The sequence below is a fragment of the Flavobacterium sp. HBTb2-11-1 genome (assembly GCF_009826975.1).
In the GTDB taxonomy this organism is placed as follows: Bacteria; Bacteroidota; Bacteroidia; order Flavobacteriales; family Flavobacteriaceae; genus Flavobacterium.
Genome location: NZ_WUMO01000003.1, coordinates 110,223 through 129,852, shown reverse-complemented (window position 1 = coordinate 129,852; position 19,630 = coordinate 110,223). Strand labels below are relative to the sequence as shown.

Genomic DNA, 19,630 nt, shown 5'->3' with positions numbered 1-19,630 from the left:
AAATAACCAATTAAACGGTTAAACATAATATGAAACCATTAGAAGATTATTTAATTATAGATTTCAGTCAGTTTCTTTCTGGTCCTTCAGCAAGTTTGCGCTTGGCAGATTTGGGCGCACGCGTAATAAAAATTGAAAAACCGGGAACGGGAGACATCTGCCGTACTTTATATACTTCTGATTTGATTATGAACGGCGAATCGTCAGTTTTTCATACCATCAACAGAAACAAAGAATCGTTTGCGATTGATTTTAAACAGCCCGAGGAACTTGAAAAACTAAAAAAATTATTAGCCAAAGCCGATGTGATAATGCATAATTTCAGACCTGGCGTTATGGAACGCATTGGTTTGAGTTATGAGGATGTAAAAAGCATTAATCCAACTGTAATTTACGGCTCAATCTCGGGTTTTGGAGAACATCCCGATTTAAAAGATTTACCAGGACAAGATTTGCTTTTACAATCTCTAGCCGCTTTAACTTGGTTAAGCGGCAATCAAGAAGATGGTCCAGTACCAATGGGATTGTCGATTGTGGATATGCTTGCAGGAGCGCATTTAGCTCAAGGAATTTTGGCTGCATTATACAGAAAAGCAACTCAGAATATTGGAGCGCAAGTTCAAGTAAGTATGCTGGAATCAGCATTTGACTTTCAGTTTGAAACGATTACTACTTTCTTCAATGACGGAGGTGAATTGCCTGTTCGAACCAAAACCAATAATGCACATGCTTATTTGGGCGCTCCATACGGAATTTACAAAACCCAAAACGGTTATTTAGCATTAGCCATGGGCTCGATTCCAGTTTTGGCTTCATTACTAAAATGTGATGCTTTATTGGCTTTTCCTGAAAATAAATTCACACTTAGAGACGAAATCAAAAATATACTTGCCGATCATCTGCAAACTCAGGAAACACAGTTCTGGCTAGACATTTTAGAACCCGCAGACATTTGGTGTGCAGGAGTTTTAAACTATCCGCAGTTATTTGATGAAGATGGGTTTAAGGTTTTGAATTTCACTCAGCAAGTCGAAATGCTCGACGGCTACACGTATAAAACAACACGCTGTCCTATAAAAATTGACGGTGAATATCTAACTTCTGGAAAAGGTTCGCCAAAACTAGGTCAGGACAATGAGAAAATTACTAAAGAATTTATAGCCTGCTGATGGAAAAAATTAGAATCGCCATTCGAAAATTCGATCCCTTCGAAAGTACTCTTCAAAAATTATGGGACGCTTTCTGCCTTCAAAACAATATCAAAATGGAAGCAGAAATGATTCCGCTGGAACTTCATGATTTATATGAAACTACCATTTCAGAAAAAGGTCTAAAAGAAGGAAAATGGGATATTGCCCATATTAATACCGATTGGATTTTTGATGCTGTAAACGAAAATGCGGTTCTAAATTTATTTTCACTAATTGGAGAAAATCCGCCAGAAAATTATCCTTTTGGCTGGCATAAATCGCTATTGCATTTGCAAAAATTAAGTAACGGCATTTACGGACTTCCATTTCACGACGGACCGGAATGTCTGATTTACAGAAAAGATTTATTCGAAAACGAAACGGAAAAAGCCAATTTTAAAAAACAATTTGGTTACGAACTTTCTACGCCAAAAACCTGGCAGGAATTTGCAGAAATTGCAGAATTCTTTAATCGTCCCGAAGAAAATTTATATGGCTGTGTTTTTGCCAATTATCCTGACGGTCACAATATGGTTTTTGACTTCTGTCTGCAGTTATGGACACGCGGCGGGTCTTTATTAAACAAAAAAAATCAGATTGACATTCATAATGAAGCAGCGATAAAAGCATTGGAGTTTTATCGAAAAATGGTCAACGACAAGAGTGCTGTTCATCCAAAATCGAGAGAATTTGGTTCGGTTGAAGCAGGCTTGACTTTCGCCCAAGGGCAAGCGGCAATGGCCATCAATTGGTTTGGATTTGCCTCTATGGCGGAAGTAATCGAAGAATCCAAAGTAAAAGGAAAAATCGATATAACTTCCCTCCCATCTGATCCTGGTTACAAAACAGCCTCTTTGAATGTATATTGGCTGTACACCATTGGTTCTGGAAGCAAACACCAAAAACTGGCGTACGATTTCCTAAGATTTGCCGTCACTCCCGAGAGCGACAAATTATTGACAACAGAAGGCGGAATTGGATGCCGAAAATCGACTTGGAAAGATGAAGAAATTAATACTTTAATTCCTTTTTATCACAAACTGGAAATGCTTCATGAAAATGCACTGACACTTCCACAAACGCCAATTTGGCCCAAAGTAGCTGAACTTATTGACGGTGCGGTTTTAAAAGCGATTGAAACCGATATTTCTTCTGAAATACTTTTAAAAGAAACTCAGGAAAAAATTAGCAAATTAAGTCAAGGAACAACATTACACAGCTCTGTCAGAAATTAAACTTGACAGATTCAATTTCAAAATATAGAACAAATGAATATTCCCTATAAACCTTTACTTCCTCAAACAGAACAGCCCATTGTAATTATTGGAGCTAGTGGTATTGTAAAAGACGCGCATCTTCCTGCTTATGAAATGGCTGGTTTTAAAGTTTTTGGCATTACCAATAGAACCATTTCAAAAGCTTATGATTTGCAAAAAGAATTCAAAATCGATCATGTTTTTGAAACTGTTGCAGACGCTGTAAAAAATGCGCCATCAAACGCTGTTTATGATATTACGGTATTACCAGATCAATATATTGAAATTTTGGAACAATTGCCTGACGGAGCAGCAGTTTTGATTCAGAAACCCATGGGAAATGATTTAGCTCAGGCACGTGAAATCGTGGAAGTCTGCGAAAGAAAAAATCTCGTAGCAGCGATTAACTTTCAATTGCGTTTTGCTTCTTTTGTAAGTGCAGCCAGATACTTGATTGATCAGGGCATTATTGGCGAATTATACGATTTAGAATTCAAAGTAACTGTAAATACGCCTTGGGAGTTATTTCCTTTAATTAAAGAACATCCAAGATTGGAGATTCTTTTCCACAGTGTACATTATATTGACTGCATTCGTTCTTTCTTAGGAAATCCGAAAAGCGTTATGGCAAAAACAGCCAAACATCCGCTTAAAAAATTATCATCAAGCCGATCTACGATTATTTTGGATTATGGCGAAGATAAACATGTTGTCATCAATACGAATCATGACCATCATTTTGGTCCAAAACATGAAGAAAGCTACATCAAGTGGGAAGGAACAAAAGGTGCCATCAAAGCAAAAATGGGATTATTAATGAATTATCCTGATGGTCTTGCTGACGTTTTTGAGTATGCCTTGCCTAAAAAAGATAACGAAAATGTATACGAATGGACAGAAGTAAAACTGGAAGGCTCATGGTTTCCTGAAGCCTTTATAGGTGCGATGTCTAACCTAATGCGTTACAAAGAAGGCTCTGACAAGATATTATCTGCAAGTGTTCAAGATGTTTTAGGGACGATGAAAGTTGTAGAAGCTTGTTATGAAAGTAATAAAAACGGCGGAATTTCTTTTGATGAAGTGTAATTAAAACACTATATTTCAAAACCAAAAAACAAAATTTAAGTCCTCTTCAAAACAAACCTGATTTTGAAATCTATTTGAAAGAGCTGACAAACAAAAAGAATAAATTATGTATTTCAAATCGACTTTTTTCGAAGATTATCAGATCGACGACAAACGAGTAACTTTAGGCAGAACCATCACAGAAACTGACTTTGTAGTTCACGCAGGACACACTGGAGATTTCTTTCCGCACCACATGGACGAAGAATGGTGTAAAACACAGCCTTTCGGACAAAGAATCGCCCACGGAACCATGGTTTTTGCCATCGGAATTGGATTAACGGCTTCTGAAATCAATCCTGAAGCTTTTTCAAGAGGATATGATAAAATGCGTTTTGTAAAACCTGTTCATATAGGAGATACCATTCACTCAGAAGTTACCATTTCTGAAAAAGGTGAAGCCAAAAATCCAGAAATGGGAGCTGTCACAGAACACGTAGAAATCATTAACCAAAGAGGAGAAGTGGTTTTGGTTTGTGATCACCTTTTATTTGTGAAAAGAAAATCTTAAACATTAGCTTTAAAAACAATCTCGCAAAGTCGCAAAGACGCAGAGTTAAAAGTAAAACTATTTAAAACTTTGCGATTCTGCGACTTTGCGAGAACCACTAAAAAACAACTTAAACTATCACACTAATGCAAATTACAAACCAAGCCGGCGATCAACATGAAGTGCCAACAGAAGGCGGAAATCAAAAACAATATCTGCTTCCTTTTATTCTCGTTACATGCCTATTTTTTCTTTGGGGAATGGCCCATAATCTTGATTCTGTATTAATTCCACACTTAAAGAAAGCGTGCGAATTAAATAACCGTCAATCTACTTTAATTGATACTTCTGTATTCTTTGCCTATTTTATTATGGCTATTCCGGCGGGAATGCTGATTAAGAGATTTGGATACAAAAACAGTATTATAACTGGATTATTAGTATTTGCCATTGGAGCATTTTTATTTGTTCCCGCTGCTAATACCAGAACTTATGAATTATTTTTATTTGCTCTATTTGTAATTGGCTGTGGTTTAACTATTTTAGAAACAAGTGCAAATCCATACGCTGCTATTTTAGGGCCAGCAGAGTCATCTTCTAAAAGATTGAATTTAGCAGCTTCTTTCAACGGACTGGCTGCCATGGTTGCTCCTATTGTTGGCTCCTTATTTATTCTTTCAGGAACCAATCATACAAAAGAACAAATGGATGCAATGCCAGAGGCAGAAAAAGCAGCTTACTTATTGGGTGAAGCGGCTTCTGTAAAAATGCCCTATATCGTATTAGGAAGTATTTTAGTTTTAGTTGCGGTTATATTCTATTTTGTGCAATTGCCTTCAATGAAAGCTACTCATGCCGAAGCTGAAATCAAACCTGGATTTTTCTCTGTTTTAAAATTCAGACATTTAAGCTGGGGAGTTATTGCTCAATTCTTTTATGTTGGTGCGCAAGTTTGCATTACTAGTTTCTTTATACGTATTGCACAGCAAGGAGCAGGATTGGACGAAAAAACAGCAGGATATTATTTAGGTGTTTATGGTTTTCTTTTTATGGCAGGACGTTTTATTGGGACTTTCTTTTTGCGTTTTGTAAAAGATTATGTTTTATTGTCAATTTACTGCGTAATAAGTGTTTTACTTTGCTTAGTAGCGATTTACGGTTCTGGAATTGTAGTAATTTATGCTCTTGGAGGAATCGGGTTCTTTATGTCTATTATGTTCCCTACTATTTTTTCTTTAGGCATTAAAGGCCTAAAATCAAATACAGAAACAGGTTCTTCGTGGCTGGTAATGTCAATTGTTGGAGGTGCTATTATTCCATACGGAATGGGAACTTTAATCGATGTGAATCATGATGATATTCAGTCAGGATATATTATCCCATTAGTTTGTTTCTTGATTATTCTTTCTTTTGGGGCGTTTGGCCACAAAGTGAAGACGGTTTCAGAATAGTTTGTTAAACTGTAAATTATACAACAGATTTAACCAGTAATAATCCTTAATCTGTGACAGAAAAAAATAAAATTCATGAATACTTTGTCTGGCTCACCATCGCTTAAGTATTAGCTATTAAAGAAAAAACGCCTCCAATCGGAAGCGTTTTCTTTTTTAGTGTTATGTTTAAGAATTAATGTTTTTTTCCATTACCGTGACCATTTCCTCCTTTATTATTTCCTTTCTCATTTCCGTAATGGTTTCCGTTGTTGCCTTTAGGTTTTTCTCCTCTATTTTTTTGAGGCTTTCCGTGATACCCTTTCGGATAGTTGGCTCTATGTTTAGCATGATACTTATAAGGTGCATCTCCTTTATAATCGGTCAAGACTACTTTGTAACCAGAATATAAATCATAGTTTCTATATCGTGATGGCAAACTTCTTTCACGAATCCATCTTCCGCTGTTGTCGTAAATGAATACGCTTTGGTTTATATCATAATACACATCAATGTCTGGCAAATAATAATATCTGCTGCTGTCATATCCTTGCGGTCCCCAATTTGGAGGAGTACCAATATTTACATTAACTGATACCTGTGCCTGAGCGAAAAAAACACTCATAAAAAGCACAGAGGCAAATACTAACTTTTTCATGTTCTTAAAATTTAAATGTTAATTTAGTAGATATTAATCGAAATTAATGCCAAAATTTAAGATTCGAGCATTCAATTATATAAATGTACTAAACAAATCGACGAATAGTGTTTTTTAGACGATGTATTTTATCTCTTTCTTATTCTGCTGGTCGATATAAAAAGATTAATAGTTGAAAAAAAGGTAGAAATATTGATAAAAAGAAAAAACGCCTCATTTCTGAGGCGTTTTATTGTCATGTTTTGTAGTGATTATACTGAACTAGTATGATCTATGTGGAACGGCTACTAACTCTCAATATCTTCATTTGAATGATTCAAAAGTAAAATAATAGCTTCTATTTGAAATATATTTTAGACCAAAGGCTTAATTATAACGATAAACGTACAATTTTAACAAATAAATCTATCTCCAGCCACCACCTAAAGCTCTATACAAATTAATAACAGCTTGTAATTTTTGCAAATTATCGGCTACTCCGCTTAATTGTGCCGCTAAAAGATTTTGCTGTGACGTCAATACATCTGTATAATTTGTTGCCGAACTATACTCTAAAAGCTCTTGTGTAAAATCTACTGCTTTTTCTAAAGCTGCAATTTGTTTTGCTCTCGAATCTTCTTTTTCAACAGCCATTTCATACGAATACAATGCATTTGAAACTTCCTGACCTGCCACTAAAAGACTTTGCTGGAAATTATTATAGGCTTGCAATTGTTGCGACTGAGCTGTTGTCAATCTCATTTTATTAAGTCCGTTATTGAATAAAGGCTGTGTTAATCCTCCAATAATTGAATAAAAAATGGAATGGCTAAAAAAATCGTTCAGTTCTAAATTTGAAAAACCTGTACTTGCTGTAAGTGTCAAACTCGGATAGAAATACGTTTTAGCTAAATTAGTCGACTCAAAAGCAACTCTGAAATTAAATTCTGCTTGACGAACGTCCGGGCGGTTATTTAATAATTGTGCAGGCATTCCGATTGCGATTTTTTCAGGAATAATTTGTGTCCCCAAAACACCTCTATCAATTGGTCCAGGAGCTTGTCCTAGCAAAATATTGATTGCATTTTCGGTTTCGCGAATATTTTGCTTCAAATCTGGAATCAAAACTTCTGCCGCATGCTGATTCGCCTCACTCTGAACAACAGCCGCACCAGTTACAATTGCGCCTTCTTTTAAAGCTTTAATCGTTTCTACATTTTCAATTCGGCTTTTTAGCGTCTCCTCTGTAATTTCCAATTGTTTATCGTAGGCCAAAAGCAGGAAATAATTATTCGCGATATCTGCAATCAATTGTGTCTGAACGGCTTGTTTTGCAGCATCAGAAGCTAAATAGGTCGCCAGTGCGGCTCTTTTAGAACTGCTCAATTTACCCCAAACATCAATTTCCCAAGAAGTGCTTACGCCTAATTTATAAGTTGTTGTCAGCGTATTAATGTTAATTCCCGCTGGAAAATTCAATCCTGCCTGAGACTGTTTGTTATGCGTTACATTGGCGTCTAACTGCAAACTTGGATAATATGCCAATTTGCTCTGACGCAGAGATGCTCTGGCTTGAACAATATTCTCAATGGCATTTTTTAGATTCAAATTCTGATCTAATCCTTTTTGAATTAGAGCATTCAGCTTCTCATCTTTAAAAACAGTATTCCAAGGCATATCTGCAATTGTCGTAGAATCGGTTGAAGACTGATCTCGGTACAATTGGTCTGTTTTTAATGTCGTGGGACGTTCGTATTTCTTGGTAACAGAGCACGCACTGATAAGCGCAGCTGTTATTACCAGTAAAATATATTTATTTGAACTATTCGTCATTTTTCTTGTAATTAAATTTTACTCTTTGTGAGCTTCTATTAAATGAATTTCGTCTTCATCATCATCGTCATCATCATAGCCATCTTTTGCCGGACCGCTTATTTTTTCCTGTAAAGTTTGGAAAATGATAAACAATACTGGAATTACGAAAACTCCTAAGATTGTTCCAATTAACATACCTCCAATGGCTCCTGTACCAATCGATCTATTTCCTACAGCTCCCGCTCCAGAAGCAAACATTAAGGGAACCAATCCTAAAATGAAGGCAAACGAAGTCATCAAAATAGGTCGTAAACGTGCTACAGCTCCTTCGATTGCAGCTTGCACTATTGGAAGCCCTTTTCTTCTTCTATCCAAAGCAAATTCGACAATCAAAATACCATTCTTAGCCAGAAGACCGATCAACATGATTAAAGAAATCTGCAGGTAAATATTACTGTTCAATTTGAAAATAATGGAGAACAAATATGCTCCTGCCAATCCAAACGGAATGGAGAATAATACGGCAAATGGCAAAATGTAACTTTCATATTGTGCACTTAGAAGGAAGTAAACGAATACCAAACATAAAATGAAAATAAAAATCGTTTCTCCTCCAGATGCTAATTCCTCACGCGTTAATCCAGAAAATTCATAACCATAACCCGCAGGAAGATTTTCTGCCGCCACTTCCTGAATCGCTTTAATAGCATCTCCAGAACTATAACCTGGTTTTGGTGCTCCAGTAATCGAAATTGAGGTAAATAAATTAAATCTCGAAATAGATTCTGGTCCAAAAACTCTCGTCATTTTTACAAACTCAGTAATTGGCGCCATATTTCCTGCACTATTACGGACAAATATCTTATTCAACCCTTCGGTATTGGCTCTAAATTCTGGTGCTGCCTGAACCATGACACGGTATTGTTTTCCGAATTTGTTGAAATTGGAAGCATACAATCCACCATAGTATCCTTGCATCGTTGATAAAATGGTATTTACCGAAACTCCTGCATCTTTCGCTTTCGCTAAATTAATATCCATCATATACTGAGGGAAACCAGGGTTGAATGGTGTTGTCGCGTATTGAATTTCTGGACGTTCAGATAATTTGGCTAAGAATTCATTATTTACTTTATAGAATTCTGCTGTTGTATGTCCACCTTTATCTTGCAATTGGAATTCGAATCCTCCACTTTGTCCAAAACCTTGAATAGTTGGAGGTGAAATGAAAAATATACTAGCTTCACGAATACCGCTTGTTTTGGCAAAAAGCTGTCCGATTACATCATCGACACTCAAATCACGTTCGTCCCAAGGTTTCAATTTCACGATAACCATACTGTAAGCACTACCCGCTCCAGCGGTAAAGTTCTGACCTACAATGCGAAGTGTATTTTTAACTCCTGGAATGGTTTTCGCAATGCTATCTACTCGCTTTGCAATGACATCCGAACGTTCCATAGAAGCAGATGGCGGTAAGCTGATGTTAGCAAAAACAGTCCCCTGATCTTCTGAAGGAACGAAAGCCGAAGGCGTAGTTTTCATCATATAAACCAATGCCAAACCAGCAATTACAATCGATGCTAATGCAATCCATTTTTTAGCAGAAAGAAAACTTACCGAGCGTTTGTATCTTGCCGTAACATTATCGAATGCAACGTTAAATGAAGTGTAAAAACGCTGCAGATAACTTTTATGTTTATGGTCATCAGCGTGCGGCTTCAATAAAAGCGCACATAAAGCCGGACTTAATGTCAAGGCGTTTACTGCAGAAAGAATAATCGCAACTGCCAGTGTAATACCAAACTGTTTGTAAAAAACTCCTGTAGATCCTGTAATAAATGTTACTGGAATAAATACCGCGGCCATTACCAATGTAATCGAAATAATCGCTCCCGAAATTTCGTCCATTGCATGAATTGTGGCTTTTTTAGCCGATTTATATCCGTGATCCAGTTTAGCGTGTACGGCCTCGACGACGACAATCGCATCATCGACCACAATACCAATGGCGAGCACCATCGCAAAAAGCGTCAATAAGTTAATCGTGAATCCAAATAAATTCAGGAAGAAAAATGTTCCCACAATCGCAACCGGAACTGCAATCGCTGGAATTAAAGTCGATCTAAAATCTTGAAGGAAAATGAATACTACGATGAAAACCAATATAAAGGCTTCAACCAAAGTATGAATTACTTTTTCTATAGACGCATCCAAGTTTTCGTTAACGTCCACCATAATAGTGTACTTCATTCCTTTTGGGAAACTTTTTGCTGCTTCTTCAATCAGTTTTTTAGAATTGATGATTACATCACGCGCATTTGATCCGGGAGTCTGGCTAATTGCCATTGCTGCCGATTCTACACCGTTTGTTTTAATAGTTGACGAATAACTTAAAGATCCAAGCTCTACTTTGGCTACATCTTTAAGTCTTAGCATTTGCCCATTTCCAACCGATTTGATAACAATATTCTCAAATTCCTGAGCACTTGTTAAACGTCCTTTGTATTTAATTACATATTGAAATGCCTGATTTCCGTTCTCACCAAATTTACCTGGTGCTGCTTCAATATTTTGTTCTGCCAAAGCTGCAGAAATATCACTCGGAATCAGTTTGTATTGCTGCATTATATCTGGTTTCAGCCAGATTCTCATGGAGTAATCTTTTGCACCAAAAACGGTTACGTCACCCACTCCAACTACACGCTGGATTTGAGGTACAAGGTTGATCTTTGCATAATTTTGAAGAAACGTCTGATCATATGCTTTATCATCACTATATAAAGAGAAAATCAATAAGTTACTGCTCTGACTTTTGGTTACAGTAACCCCAGCCTGAGTTACCTCTACTGGCAATAAACTTGTTGCTCTAGAAACCCTGTTCTGAACGTTTACCGCTGCTAAGTCAGGATTTGTACCTACTTTAAAGAAAACCTTAATTGAAGCGTTACCATCATTTGTTGCTGTAGAAGTCATGTAAGTCATGTTTTCTACACCATTAATCTGCTCTTCCAGCGGAATCACGATACTTTTCAGTACCACATCAGCATTGGCTCCAGTATAACTTGCAGCAACGTTTACAGTTGGCGGTGCAATATCGGGATATTGAGAAATCGGTAACTCAATTAGGCCTAAAACACCTAAAATAACGATAATAACAGATATTACCGTCGAGAGTACGGGTCTTTGTATAAATTTTTTAAACATTTTTTTTATTTTAAATCGGCGTAAACTGTTTCTGGGCTTTGATTTTGAGCTTTAATTTCAGTTCCTTCTTTTAATGAAGCAACTCCTTCCAATACAATTTCGTCACCAGGTTTCAAACCGCTTGTTACCACATAATAGTTTCCTGCTGAATTGTCAAGCACCGTGATATTCGCATTTCTTGTCTTTTTGTCTTTACCAACAACTACTGCGAACATTTTATCCTGAAGTTCAAAAGTGGCGCTTTGCGGTATTATAATGGCATCTTTTACGAAATTCGGAATCTGCACTGTTGTACTGCTTCCGCTTCTTATAACTCCTTTTGGGTTTGGAAAACGTGCTCTAAAATTTACTGTACCTGTTTCTGTATTGATTAATCCGTTTACAGTTTCAATTTTTCCTTTCTGATCATAAGTCGACCCGTCAGAAAGCACTAAAGAAACTTCGGGCATACTTTTTATTTTTTGGTTTAATGAACCTCCTGCGTCTTTAGTAAAATTTAGCAGTACTTTTTCATTCATTGCAAAATAAGCATAGACATTACCAATACTTGAAACTGTTGTTAAAGGCTCCGCTGTATTTGAACTTACCAAGCTTCCTAAACGAAACGGAATTGAACCTACAACTCCATTTACAGGGCTCGTTACGGTGGTATATCCTAAATTAACTTTAGCATTTACTAAAGCGGCATTGGCCTGAGCTAAAGATGCCATAGCCGACTCATAAGTGTATTGAGCAGATTCTAGATCGTATTTGCTTATAATCCCTTTTTCAACCAATGGCTTCACTTTATTTACAGCCAATTTTGCCGAGCTCACTTCTGCCTGAGCACTTTTAATGCTTGCTGTTGCAGTACGAACTTGCTGTTCATATTCTGGAGCGCTGATTTTAAATAACGGTTGCCCTGCTTTTACGACTGCTCCTTCATCAACAAAAATTTTATCAATATAACCTTCCACTCTTGGACGGATTTCTATGTTTTGCTGGCCTTGAATACTAGCAGGAAAATCGCTGTTCAAAGTCGCTGATTCCGGCTGTAATGTCACAGTCTTATATTCTTTAATCTGCGGTGCACCTCCGGCCTGAGCCGATTTATCATTTTTACCGCAAGAAGCGATAATAAGTGATGCTGCGAGAATGCTTAAAAATGATGGCTTATTCATTGTGAAAAATGTGTAATTATCGATTAAATGCCAACAAAAGAAATAAAATATTACGCACGAAATTTTTCAAATAGACGAACAGCAAGAGATAATCGATAAAGATAAGATGAGAGCCGATGGAATTTTTTAAAATATTAAACAGCTGTTTAATTTTTATCTTATCGGCTCTAAAATGCTTTTTAGAGGCTCTAATTCGGGTTTTGGCGATTGCTGAAAATTTGTATCCAAATAAAATGTAATATTGTCCAAACAAATCATAAATTAATGACACCGAATATTTTCAGACCTTATTTATTTACCGGATTACACATTCTTGGCTGGTCTTTATTAGGGTATCTTATGCTGTTTTATATTCCGCTTACCTGGAATGTTGTACTTCCGCAAGTATTCTGGCTTTGGCAGAGCATATTACTAATTTTACTAATGGTTCTATTTTATTCTACTGCAAAAATCATAGTTCCAAAAACCATCATAAAAGACAATACCTCCCCTTTCTTGCTTTGGGCATTTGCGGCTGTTATTGCCATGCAGCTAATCGCTTATTTCTATACCTCGCAAACCGATCTTCACAATCAGATTATGAAAGCTATTGGTTTTAAAAAATATAAAAATCCTTATTTTGACAATTATGTTTTTACTTTGACCTTATTGGTTTTAGGAATAAGCACCAGTTGGGCCATGTTACAGCATTGGCAAAAAGCAGCACAGCATAAACAGAAACTCGAACAAGACAAAACTGTAGCTGAGTTAGCAATGCTAAAAGCGCAAATCAATCCGCATTTTTTCTTTAATTCGCTTAATAGCATCTATTCGTTAACGTATACCAATATTGAAGATTCTAGAAATGCACTTCATACTTTAAGCCGCATGATGCGCTATCTGCTTTATAGCACTGAAGAGAAAACAACTTTGCTGAAAGAAGCTGAATTTATGAAAGATTTTATTGCTTTAATGAAACTTCGTGCCAATAGCAAACTGACCATTACAACAGATATTCCCGAAAAAATACACGATTACCCAATTGTTCCGATGTTATTACTACCTTTAGTAGAAAATGCTTTTAAACACGGTGTTCATGCCACAGATAAAAGTGAGATTTACATAAAGCTTACACAAAATGAAAGCGAACTGGAATTTGAAGTAGAAAATACTTATTTCGAAAAAACAGCTGTTTCTGATGTGGGTGGAATTGGTTTAGCCAATACCAAGCGAAGATTACAATTGATTTATCCAAATCAGCATTTTATTTCTTTTGGAGTTACCGATCACGGAACGTATAAAATTAAGTTGAAGATAAATTTAGAGCAATGACAGTATTAAAATGTATAGCAGTAGATGACGAACCATTGGCTTTAAGATTGGTGCAAACTTTTATAGAGCAAACTCCGTTTTTAGAATTAATTTCTACTTGCGATAATGCCGTTGATGCCATGGGACTTATCAGGGAAACAAAACCCGATTTAGTTTTCTTGGATATCAATATGCCCAATTTAAGCGGAATGGAGCTGGCAAGGTTAATACAAGATCAAGCTGGACCATTGCCAAAAATTATTTTTACAACTGCTTACAATCATTATGCAATTGAAGGGTATAAAGTAAATGCTGTGGATTATCTTTTAAAACCTTTCAGCTACGAAGAATTTCTGCGCGCCTCTAGCAAAGTTTTACAATTGTCTGAAGAAGCAAATAATCATTTCAATTCCATTGCTGCAGATGATGAATTTATCTTTCTAAAAGTTGAATACCAATGGGTCAGAATTTCACTGAAAGATATCACCTACATTGAAAGTCTGAAAGATTATGTAAAAGTACATCTTGAGGATTCTCAGAAAGCCTTAATGTCTCTTATTTCGCTTAAAGCATTAGAAGAAAAACTGCCTTCTTCAAAGTTCATGCGAGTGCATCGCTCTTTCATTGTTTCACTAGATAAAATAAGCGCCATCAGCAAAAACTCCATTTTTATTGATAAAATAGAAATAACAGTTGGCGAACAATATAAAGAAGCCTTTAAAACATTGGTAGATAAATGGCTGAAATAAAATTAGAATTACAAAATCATGGAAAAAAGATCAAACAAATATTTCCTTACTTTAAGCCTTAAGGAATATGCAAACGGCGAAATCAAACCAGCAAAAGAACTTGGAATAGAATTTGACAATCACGACGAAATTTTTGGAATTATAGAAAAAATCAAACAAAAAAATATTTTTGCAAGCGATTCAGAAGCAGTTCAATTTGCTTTGGGATTAAAATTGTTTAGCGAAATCAAATTGAAAAATCGCAAAAATCCTCTTTTTGACGAATTGAACGAAGTTTTTCCCATTTTCATGAAAAAATTAAAAAGCCTTTAAAATCTTCTTTAAAAGTAAGGCCTCAGCCCAATTTCTTTTAAAATATTGAATGTTAAATTTCTGCTAAGATGAAGACAATCCAATTCGTATTGGCAATATTTTATCACAATTTTCCGTTCCAATTAAGCATGTCCCACTAAATGCTTTTTCCAAAAGAAGTTTAATTTCTATTTTGAAATTCTACTGCTTCACATAAATGGCACAAGCGTTTAGGCATTCTTAATTGAAAAAACAGAGCATTCATTTGAAACTGACCATTTCAACGTTATTGAATCTCTATTCATAATCTTCACTTTCGAAATGTTCGATAATGCAAAAATTTATTGTTAACCAAAAAATAAAAGCATTATGATAATTCAAAAAAGTATTTTTCTTCTTGCAGGCATTCTTGTTTTAGGCAGTTGCTCTAATAACGACAATACTGACGGAGGCACAGATCCAGGACCAACAGGGCCTCCTGTAGAAACGGGAACGGCAAATACGACTTATCAGCCCGCTTTTGCAGGGCAGACACGAGCAGGAAGTATCCAAACTACCACCGAAATTGAATCTAAAGTTATTACCAGCGGCTTAAGCGCTCCTTGGGGAGTTGCTTATCTTCCTGACGGACGTCTGCTTGTAACTGAAAAAGGAGGCAAAATTAAAATCGTAACTCAAGCAGGTGTTATCAGCAATGCACTAACTGGAGTTCCTGCTGTTAATCCAGATAGCCAAGGCGGATTACTTGGAATTTGTCTTGATCCTGCATTTGCTACCAATAGAATGATTTATTGGACTTTCTCTGAAGTTGTAGCAGGCGGAAATATTACCGCTGTCGCGAAAGGAAGAATTTCTGACGACGAAAAAGCAATTGAGAACGCAACGGTTATTTATCGTTCGAACACGCCCAACGCAAGCACACTGCATTACGGAAGCCGTATTTTATTTGACAAAACTGGAAATTTATTTGTAAGCATTGGAGAAAGATCAGTTCTAGAAACGCGTCCGTTGGCTCAATCTGTAACAAGCAGTTTGGGTAAAATTATCCGTATTACAACAAGCGGACAGGCAGCTCCAGGAAATCCAGCGTTTACTCAGGCTGGGGCTTTACCAGAAATTTATACCATCGGACATAGAAATCCACAGGGATTGGCTATGCATCCGACAACAGGCGAATTATGGCAAAGCGAACACGGGCCTAGAGGCGGTGACGAAATTAACCGAATTAAAGCTGGAGCAAATTACGGCTGGCCAACAATTACTTACGGAATTGAATATAGTGGTACGAAAATTGGAGAGGGTATTACGCAGCAAACCGGAATGGAACAGCCTGTTTATTATTGGGATCCTGTGGTTTCGCCAAGCGGTATGACGTTTTACGCTGGAAAACGAATTCCAGAATGGGAAAATAATTTATTCATAGGCGCTTTAAGCGGTATGCATATTGTACGTTTAGCTTTTAAAGACAATAAAGTGGCTGGTGAAGAAAGATTATTGGCTGGCGAAGGACAAAGATTTAGAGATATTACACAAGGAAAAGATGAAGCATTATACGCCGTTACCGATCAAGGAAGACTTTATAAAATAGATAAAAAGTAAACTTGTTCATCTATACATGCCAAAAAAACGCCCCAAATATGGGGCGTTTCGTGTTTTATGATTCTTTTGTTTCAAGTTTCAAGTTTCATGTTTCATGTTTCAAGTTAAACGCAAACGGAATAAAACATGGAACTTGAAACCTGAAACAAAAAACTTAAGCTTTTGCTTTTCTTTTTACAGTACAGCCAATTTCTTTAGTCTGCGTGATTGCTGGTTTTTGTCCGCTTTTTAAGGATGCAATTACATCTTCTGCGTATTTAATTTTCTGAGGATTATTTCCTTCTGGATCATTATCGATTGCTCCTACATATTCAACAACATTTCCTTTTGCAGTTTTAGAAACGATAAAAATATGAGGCGTACGCTTTGCTCCATACTCATCCGTAATTTTCTGTCCTGGATCAAACAAATATGGGAAAGGATATTTTTTGTCTTTTGCCAAATCTTGCATTTTAGCAAAAGTGTCAGCCGTAGAAGCTTCAGGATCATTCGGATTAATAGCGATTACTGGATATCCTTGCGGTTTAAATTTTTTATCCAAATCGATAATTCTCTGTTCATATCCAATTGCGTATGGACAAGTGTTACAGGTAAAAACTACAATATATCCTTTTGCATCTTTAAAAGTTCCAAAAGAAACTTCTTTGTTGTCCACATTTTTCAGTTTGAAATCAGGAGCAGCATCGCCCGCTTTAAGTGTTACAGCATTTTGTGCGTGAGATAGAAAAGCAGAAAATGCTAATGCTAGTAATAAGATTATTTTTTTCATAATGGTTTACAGTTTTTTATATTCAGTTAATAATTGTTCGTAGGTAAATTCGCTTTCGACAAATTTTCGTTTATCTCCTTTGATGAAAAGCGTTGCTGGAATACTTCCCGACCAGCTTGAATCAATTCTATCAATAAATTCTTGTGGACTGCTTTCATTTAATAAAAAGACTTCATTCTTTAAATTCTTCCTTTTCACAAACGGAATTACATTTGATTCTAGTTTCGATTTAAAATCTAAACTTACTAATAAAACAGCCAGTTTTTCTGATTTGTGTTCTCCTCCTAATTTCTCAAAATGTGGTAATTCTTTTATGCATGGCGCACACCACGTTGCCCAAAAATTCACGACATAAGTGCTATCTTTCCCGTTTTTGATTCTCTCATTAAGCTGATTGATATTAATCAGTTTCACATTCTGGCTATATGCCGAAATCGAAATAATACCGAATAAAAATATATAGAAAAAAGGCTTTATTTTCATGAGAAGAATGCTTTAGGATTAATTTGTGTCTTACAAATATAAAATAATGAAATCTTACTTTTTGTTAATGAAAGTTTAATGAGTTTTTTAGGTGCCAAGTTGCAAAGAGGCAAAGTTTATTATTCCGATACAAAACCAGATTTATTCAGAAATGAAATCCCTAGATTCTAGTCATGTTTTCTTGACTAATTGACTGGCTATGAAATTCTGCTCAACTTTGCAGCATATTCATAAATCCGAGAGTACCTTTTAAAAATTACTATGAAAATACTGTCGATACTATTAATCCTGATTTTCAGTGTAAACTGTCAGTCACAAACAAATTCTAAAATGAGTAAAGACAAAACAAATCCGCTATTATGCGATCCTGTGAGCGGAATGTGCGAAATACCTGCTGGCGAAAAAACGAATGCAAAAACAGCCATTCCTGTAGAAAATAAACCTGTTAAGATAATTTACTATACCGATCCCATTTGTTCTTCTTGTTGGGGAATTGAACCTCAGCTTAGAAAATTAAAACTGGAATACGGCGATTATTTCGAAATTGATTACCGAATGGGCGGTTTATTGCCTGATTGGACCTATAACAGCGGCGGAATAAGCAAACCTTCTGACGTTGCGCATCATTGGGACGAGGCGAGTTTGTATTACGAAATGCCAATTGATGGAAATGTTTGGCTTGAAGATCCGTTAGATTCTTCTTATCCTTCCTGCATTGCCATGAAAGGAGCCCAAATGCAGAGTAAAGAAAAGGCTGTGAAATTTATGCGCATTCTTCGCGAAAAGCTATATCTAGATAAAAAGAATATTGCAAAATGGGAGAACTTGGCAGAAGCTGCTAAAACTGCCGGATTGAATGTGGAAAAATTAAAAACAGACTATGATGGAGATGCCAAAAAACTTTTTCAAGAAGATTTAAATCTAGGAAAAACTCTTGGCATAAGAGGTTTTCCAACTTTATTTTTAGCTGATGCCAATAATAATCAGCTTACTGTCTATGGCTGTAAACCTTACACCGCTTATGAAAATGCTTTGTTGGCTTTATTTCCTGAGGCTAAAAAGAAAAAATTTGAGAACAAAAATTCTTTATCAATTTTTGAAATATATCCAACACTTGCTCCAAAAGAATATGCTGTTATTCACAATATTTCAGTTAACGAGGCAAAAATTATTCTAGAGGAATTATTCAGCAAAGGAAAACTGGATAAAAAGACGATTAAAAATGGCGTGTTATACTGCAAAGAATAATTGGAAAAACTACAGAATATCATTTTGAAACATCTGATGGCTAAGATGACTAAAATTACATAAGAGGTTCCTTAAAAATATATTCTTTGTCATACTCAATTTCGAAAGCCTTCAGCTGTTTCTGGTATTCTTCTAAAAATGTTTCTCTTTTATGATGCTCTTCTTGATTTTGAATATAACGAATGACGTTTGGCACATGGCTTCTTGAATATGAAAATGCTCCGTAACCTTCTTGCCAAGAAAAATCTGGTGACAAGTTTTGTTCTTTAATCCATTTGCTGGTTTCTGTTTTTACATTTTGGATTAGTGCTGAAATGGATTGTGTAGGACGCATCCCTATAAAAATATGTATATGATCCGGCATACTATTAATACATAACAATTTATGATTATTAGATTGAATTATACCTGTGATATATTGATGCAATTTGTCTTTCCATTCCTTTGCAATTAATGCTTTTCTGTATTTCACCGCAAATACAAATTGTATGTGCAATTGCGTATATGTATTTGCCATTACCGACCAAACGTTCCTACGGAACGAAAAAACATGATTAATTAAAGTTCTACCGATGAGATGTTCCTAGCGGAACATTCTTTTCTCAACAATGCAAATTTTAAAAATAATCACTTTTAATATGCCTTCTAAAAGTTTTTAGAATATTACTTTAAGACAAAAAAGTTCCACAGGAGCATTTCTTTCTATAATAGAAAAAATTAAAAAAAATGTTCCACTAGGAACATCTCATCGGTAGAAAAAAAATGTTTTTTTATTTCGTCCCGTAAGGAAGTTTGATTGGATTATATTTCCCTCAAAATCAAATCGCCCACAACATCTAGAAAATATCTATCCAAAACATGTTCCGCTAGGAACATCTCATCGGTAGAAAA

General features: G+C 35.9%; 17 protein-coding genes. 10 read left to right on the top strand and 7 right to left on the bottom strand.

Going from position 1 to position 19,630, the window contains the following annotated elements:
• Window positions 1-29 precede the first annotated feature (29 nt).
• The 5 genes from GR162_RS07965 (at window position 30) to fucP (ending at window position 5,512) form a co-directional block, all read left to right on the top strand.
• Window positions 30-1,169: a CaiB/BaiF CoA-transferase family protein gene (locus GR162_RS07965; protein WP_160781684.1), complete on the top strand. Its 1,140-nt coding sequence runs from the start codon at window positions 30-32 to the stop codon at window positions 1,167-1,169.
• Window positions 1,169-2,425, top strand: a complete 1,257-nt coding sequence (locus GR162_RS07960; protein WP_160781683.1) for a sugar ABC transporter substrate-binding protein — start codon at window positions 1,169-1,171, stop codon at window positions 2,423-2,425. Before GR162_RS07965 ends, GR162_RS07960 begins: the two co-directional genes overlap by 1 nt.
• A 33-nt stretch (window positions 2,426-2,458) precedes the next feature.
• Window positions 2,459-3,532, top strand: coding sequence for a Gfo/Idh/MocA family protein (locus GR162_RS07955; RefSeq protein ID WP_160781682.1), 1,074 nt, complete (start codon window positions 2,459-2,461; stop codon window positions 3,530-3,532).
• A 106-nt stretch (window positions 3,533-3,638) separates the two neighbouring features.
• Window positions 3,639-4,082, top strand: coding sequence for a MaoC/PaaZ C-terminal domain-containing protein (locus GR162_RS07950; protein WP_066034300.1), 444 nt, complete (start codon window positions 3,639-3,641; stop codon window positions 4,080-4,082).
• Window positions 4,083-4,207: 125 nt separating this feature from the next.
• Complete coding sequence (gene fucP / locus GR162_RS07945; RefSeq protein ID WP_160781681.1) at window positions 4,208-5,512, top strand: L-fucose:H+ symporter permease; 1,305 nt, start codon at window positions 4,208-4,210, stop codon at window positions 5,510-5,512.
• Between the two features lie 175 nt (window positions 5,513-5,687).
• Here fucP and GR162_RS07940 read toward each other — a convergent pair whose 3' ends face one another.
• The 4 genes from GR162_RS07940 to GR162_RS07925 all read right to left on the bottom strand — a co-directional run bounded on the left by GR162_RS07940 (window position 5,688) and on the right by GR162_RS07925 (window position 12,310).
• Window positions 5,688-6,149 carry a hypothetical protein gene (locus GR162_RS07940; protein ID WP_066034299.1) on the bottom strand — a complete coding sequence of 154 codons (462 nt, stop codon included), beginning with the start codon at window positions 6,147-6,149 and terminating at the stop codon, window positions 5,688-5,690.
• Between the two features lie 405 nt (window positions 6,150-6,554).
• The gene (locus GR162_RS07935) at window positions 6,555-7,961 is read right to left on the bottom strand and encodes an efflux transporter outer membrane subunit (protein WP_160781680.1); all 1,407 of its coding nucleotides are present in this window, start codon (window positions 7,959-7,961) and stop codon (window positions 6,555-6,557) included.
• An 18-nt stretch (window positions 7,962-7,979) separates the two neighbouring features.
• Window positions 7,980-11,150, bottom strand: coding sequence for an efflux RND transporter permease subunit (locus GR162_RS07930; protein WP_160781679.1), 3,171 nt, complete (start codon window positions 11,148-11,150; stop codon window positions 7,980-7,982).
• A 5-nt stretch (window positions 11,151-11,155) separates the two neighbouring features.
• Window positions 11,156-12,310, bottom strand: a complete 1,155-nt coding sequence (locus tag GR162_RS07925) for an efflux RND transporter periplasmic adaptor subunit (RefSeq protein WP_160781678.1) — start codon at window positions 12,308-12,310, stop codon at window positions 11,156-11,158.
• A 264-nt stretch (window positions 12,311-12,574) separates the two neighbouring features.
• Between GR162_RS07925 and GR162_RS07920 the strand changes: the two genes are divergently transcribed.
• The 4 genes from GR162_RS07920 to GR162_RS07905 all read left to right on the top strand — a co-directional run bounded on the left by GR162_RS07920 (window position 12,575) and on the right by GR162_RS07905 (window position 16,239).
• Window positions 12,575-13,621, top strand: a complete 1,047-nt coding sequence (locus GR162_RS07920; protein WP_160781677.1) for a sensor histidine kinase — start codon at window positions 12,575-12,577, stop codon at window positions 13,619-13,621.
• Entirely contained in the window at window positions 13,618-14,349 is a 732-nt protein-coding gene (locus tag GR162_RS07915) for a LytTR family DNA-binding domain-containing protein (protein ID WP_160781676.1), read from the top strand. The genes GR162_RS07920 and GR162_RS07915 overlap by 4 nt, the downstream gene beginning before the upstream one ends.
• Window positions 14,350-14,367: 18 nt before the next feature.
• The gene (locus tag GR162_RS07910; RefSeq protein ID WP_160781675.1) at window positions 14,368-14,661 is read left to right on the top strand and encodes a DUF3861 domain-containing protein; all 294 of its coding nucleotides are present in this window, start codon (window positions 14,368-14,370) and stop codon (window positions 14,659-14,661) included.
• 348 nt (window positions 14,662-15,009) lie between these two features.
• Complete coding sequence (locus GR162_RS07905) at window positions 15,010-16,239, top strand: PQQ-dependent sugar dehydrogenase (RefSeq protein WP_160781674.1); 1,230 nt, start codon at window positions 15,010-15,012, stop codon at window positions 16,237-16,239.
• A 154-nt stretch (window positions 16,240-16,393) separates the two neighbouring features.
• Here the strand turns inward: GR162_RS07905 and GR162_RS07900 are convergent, their stop codons facing one another.
• Window positions 16,394-17,008: a thioredoxin family protein gene (locus GR162_RS07900; protein ID WP_008467550.1), complete on the bottom strand. Its 615-nt coding sequence runs from the start codon at window positions 17,006-17,008 to the stop codon at window positions 16,394-16,396.
• A gap of 6 nt (window positions 17,009-17,014) precedes the next feature.
• Complete coding sequence (locus tag GR162_RS07895; RefSeq protein WP_160781673.1) at window positions 17,015-17,491, bottom strand: TlpA family protein disulfide reductase; 477 nt, start codon at window positions 17,489-17,491, stop codon at window positions 17,015-17,017.
• 330 nt (window positions 17,492-17,821) lie between these two features.
• Between GR162_RS07895 and GR162_RS07890 the strand changes: the two genes are divergently transcribed.
• Entirely contained in the window at window positions 17,822-18,739 is a 918-nt protein-coding gene (locus GR162_RS07890; protein ID WP_160781672.1) for a DsbA family protein, read from the top strand.
• A gap of 55 nt (window positions 18,740-18,794) precedes the next feature.
• Here the strand turns inward: GR162_RS07890 and tnpA are convergent, their stop codons facing one another.
• Window positions 18,795-19,256, bottom strand: a complete 462-nt coding sequence (gene tnpA, locus GR162_RS07885; RefSeq protein ID WP_160781671.1) for an IS200/IS605 family transposase — start codon at window positions 19,254-19,256, stop codon at window positions 18,795-18,797.
• Between the last annotated feature and the right edge of the window lie 374 nt (window positions 19,257-19,630).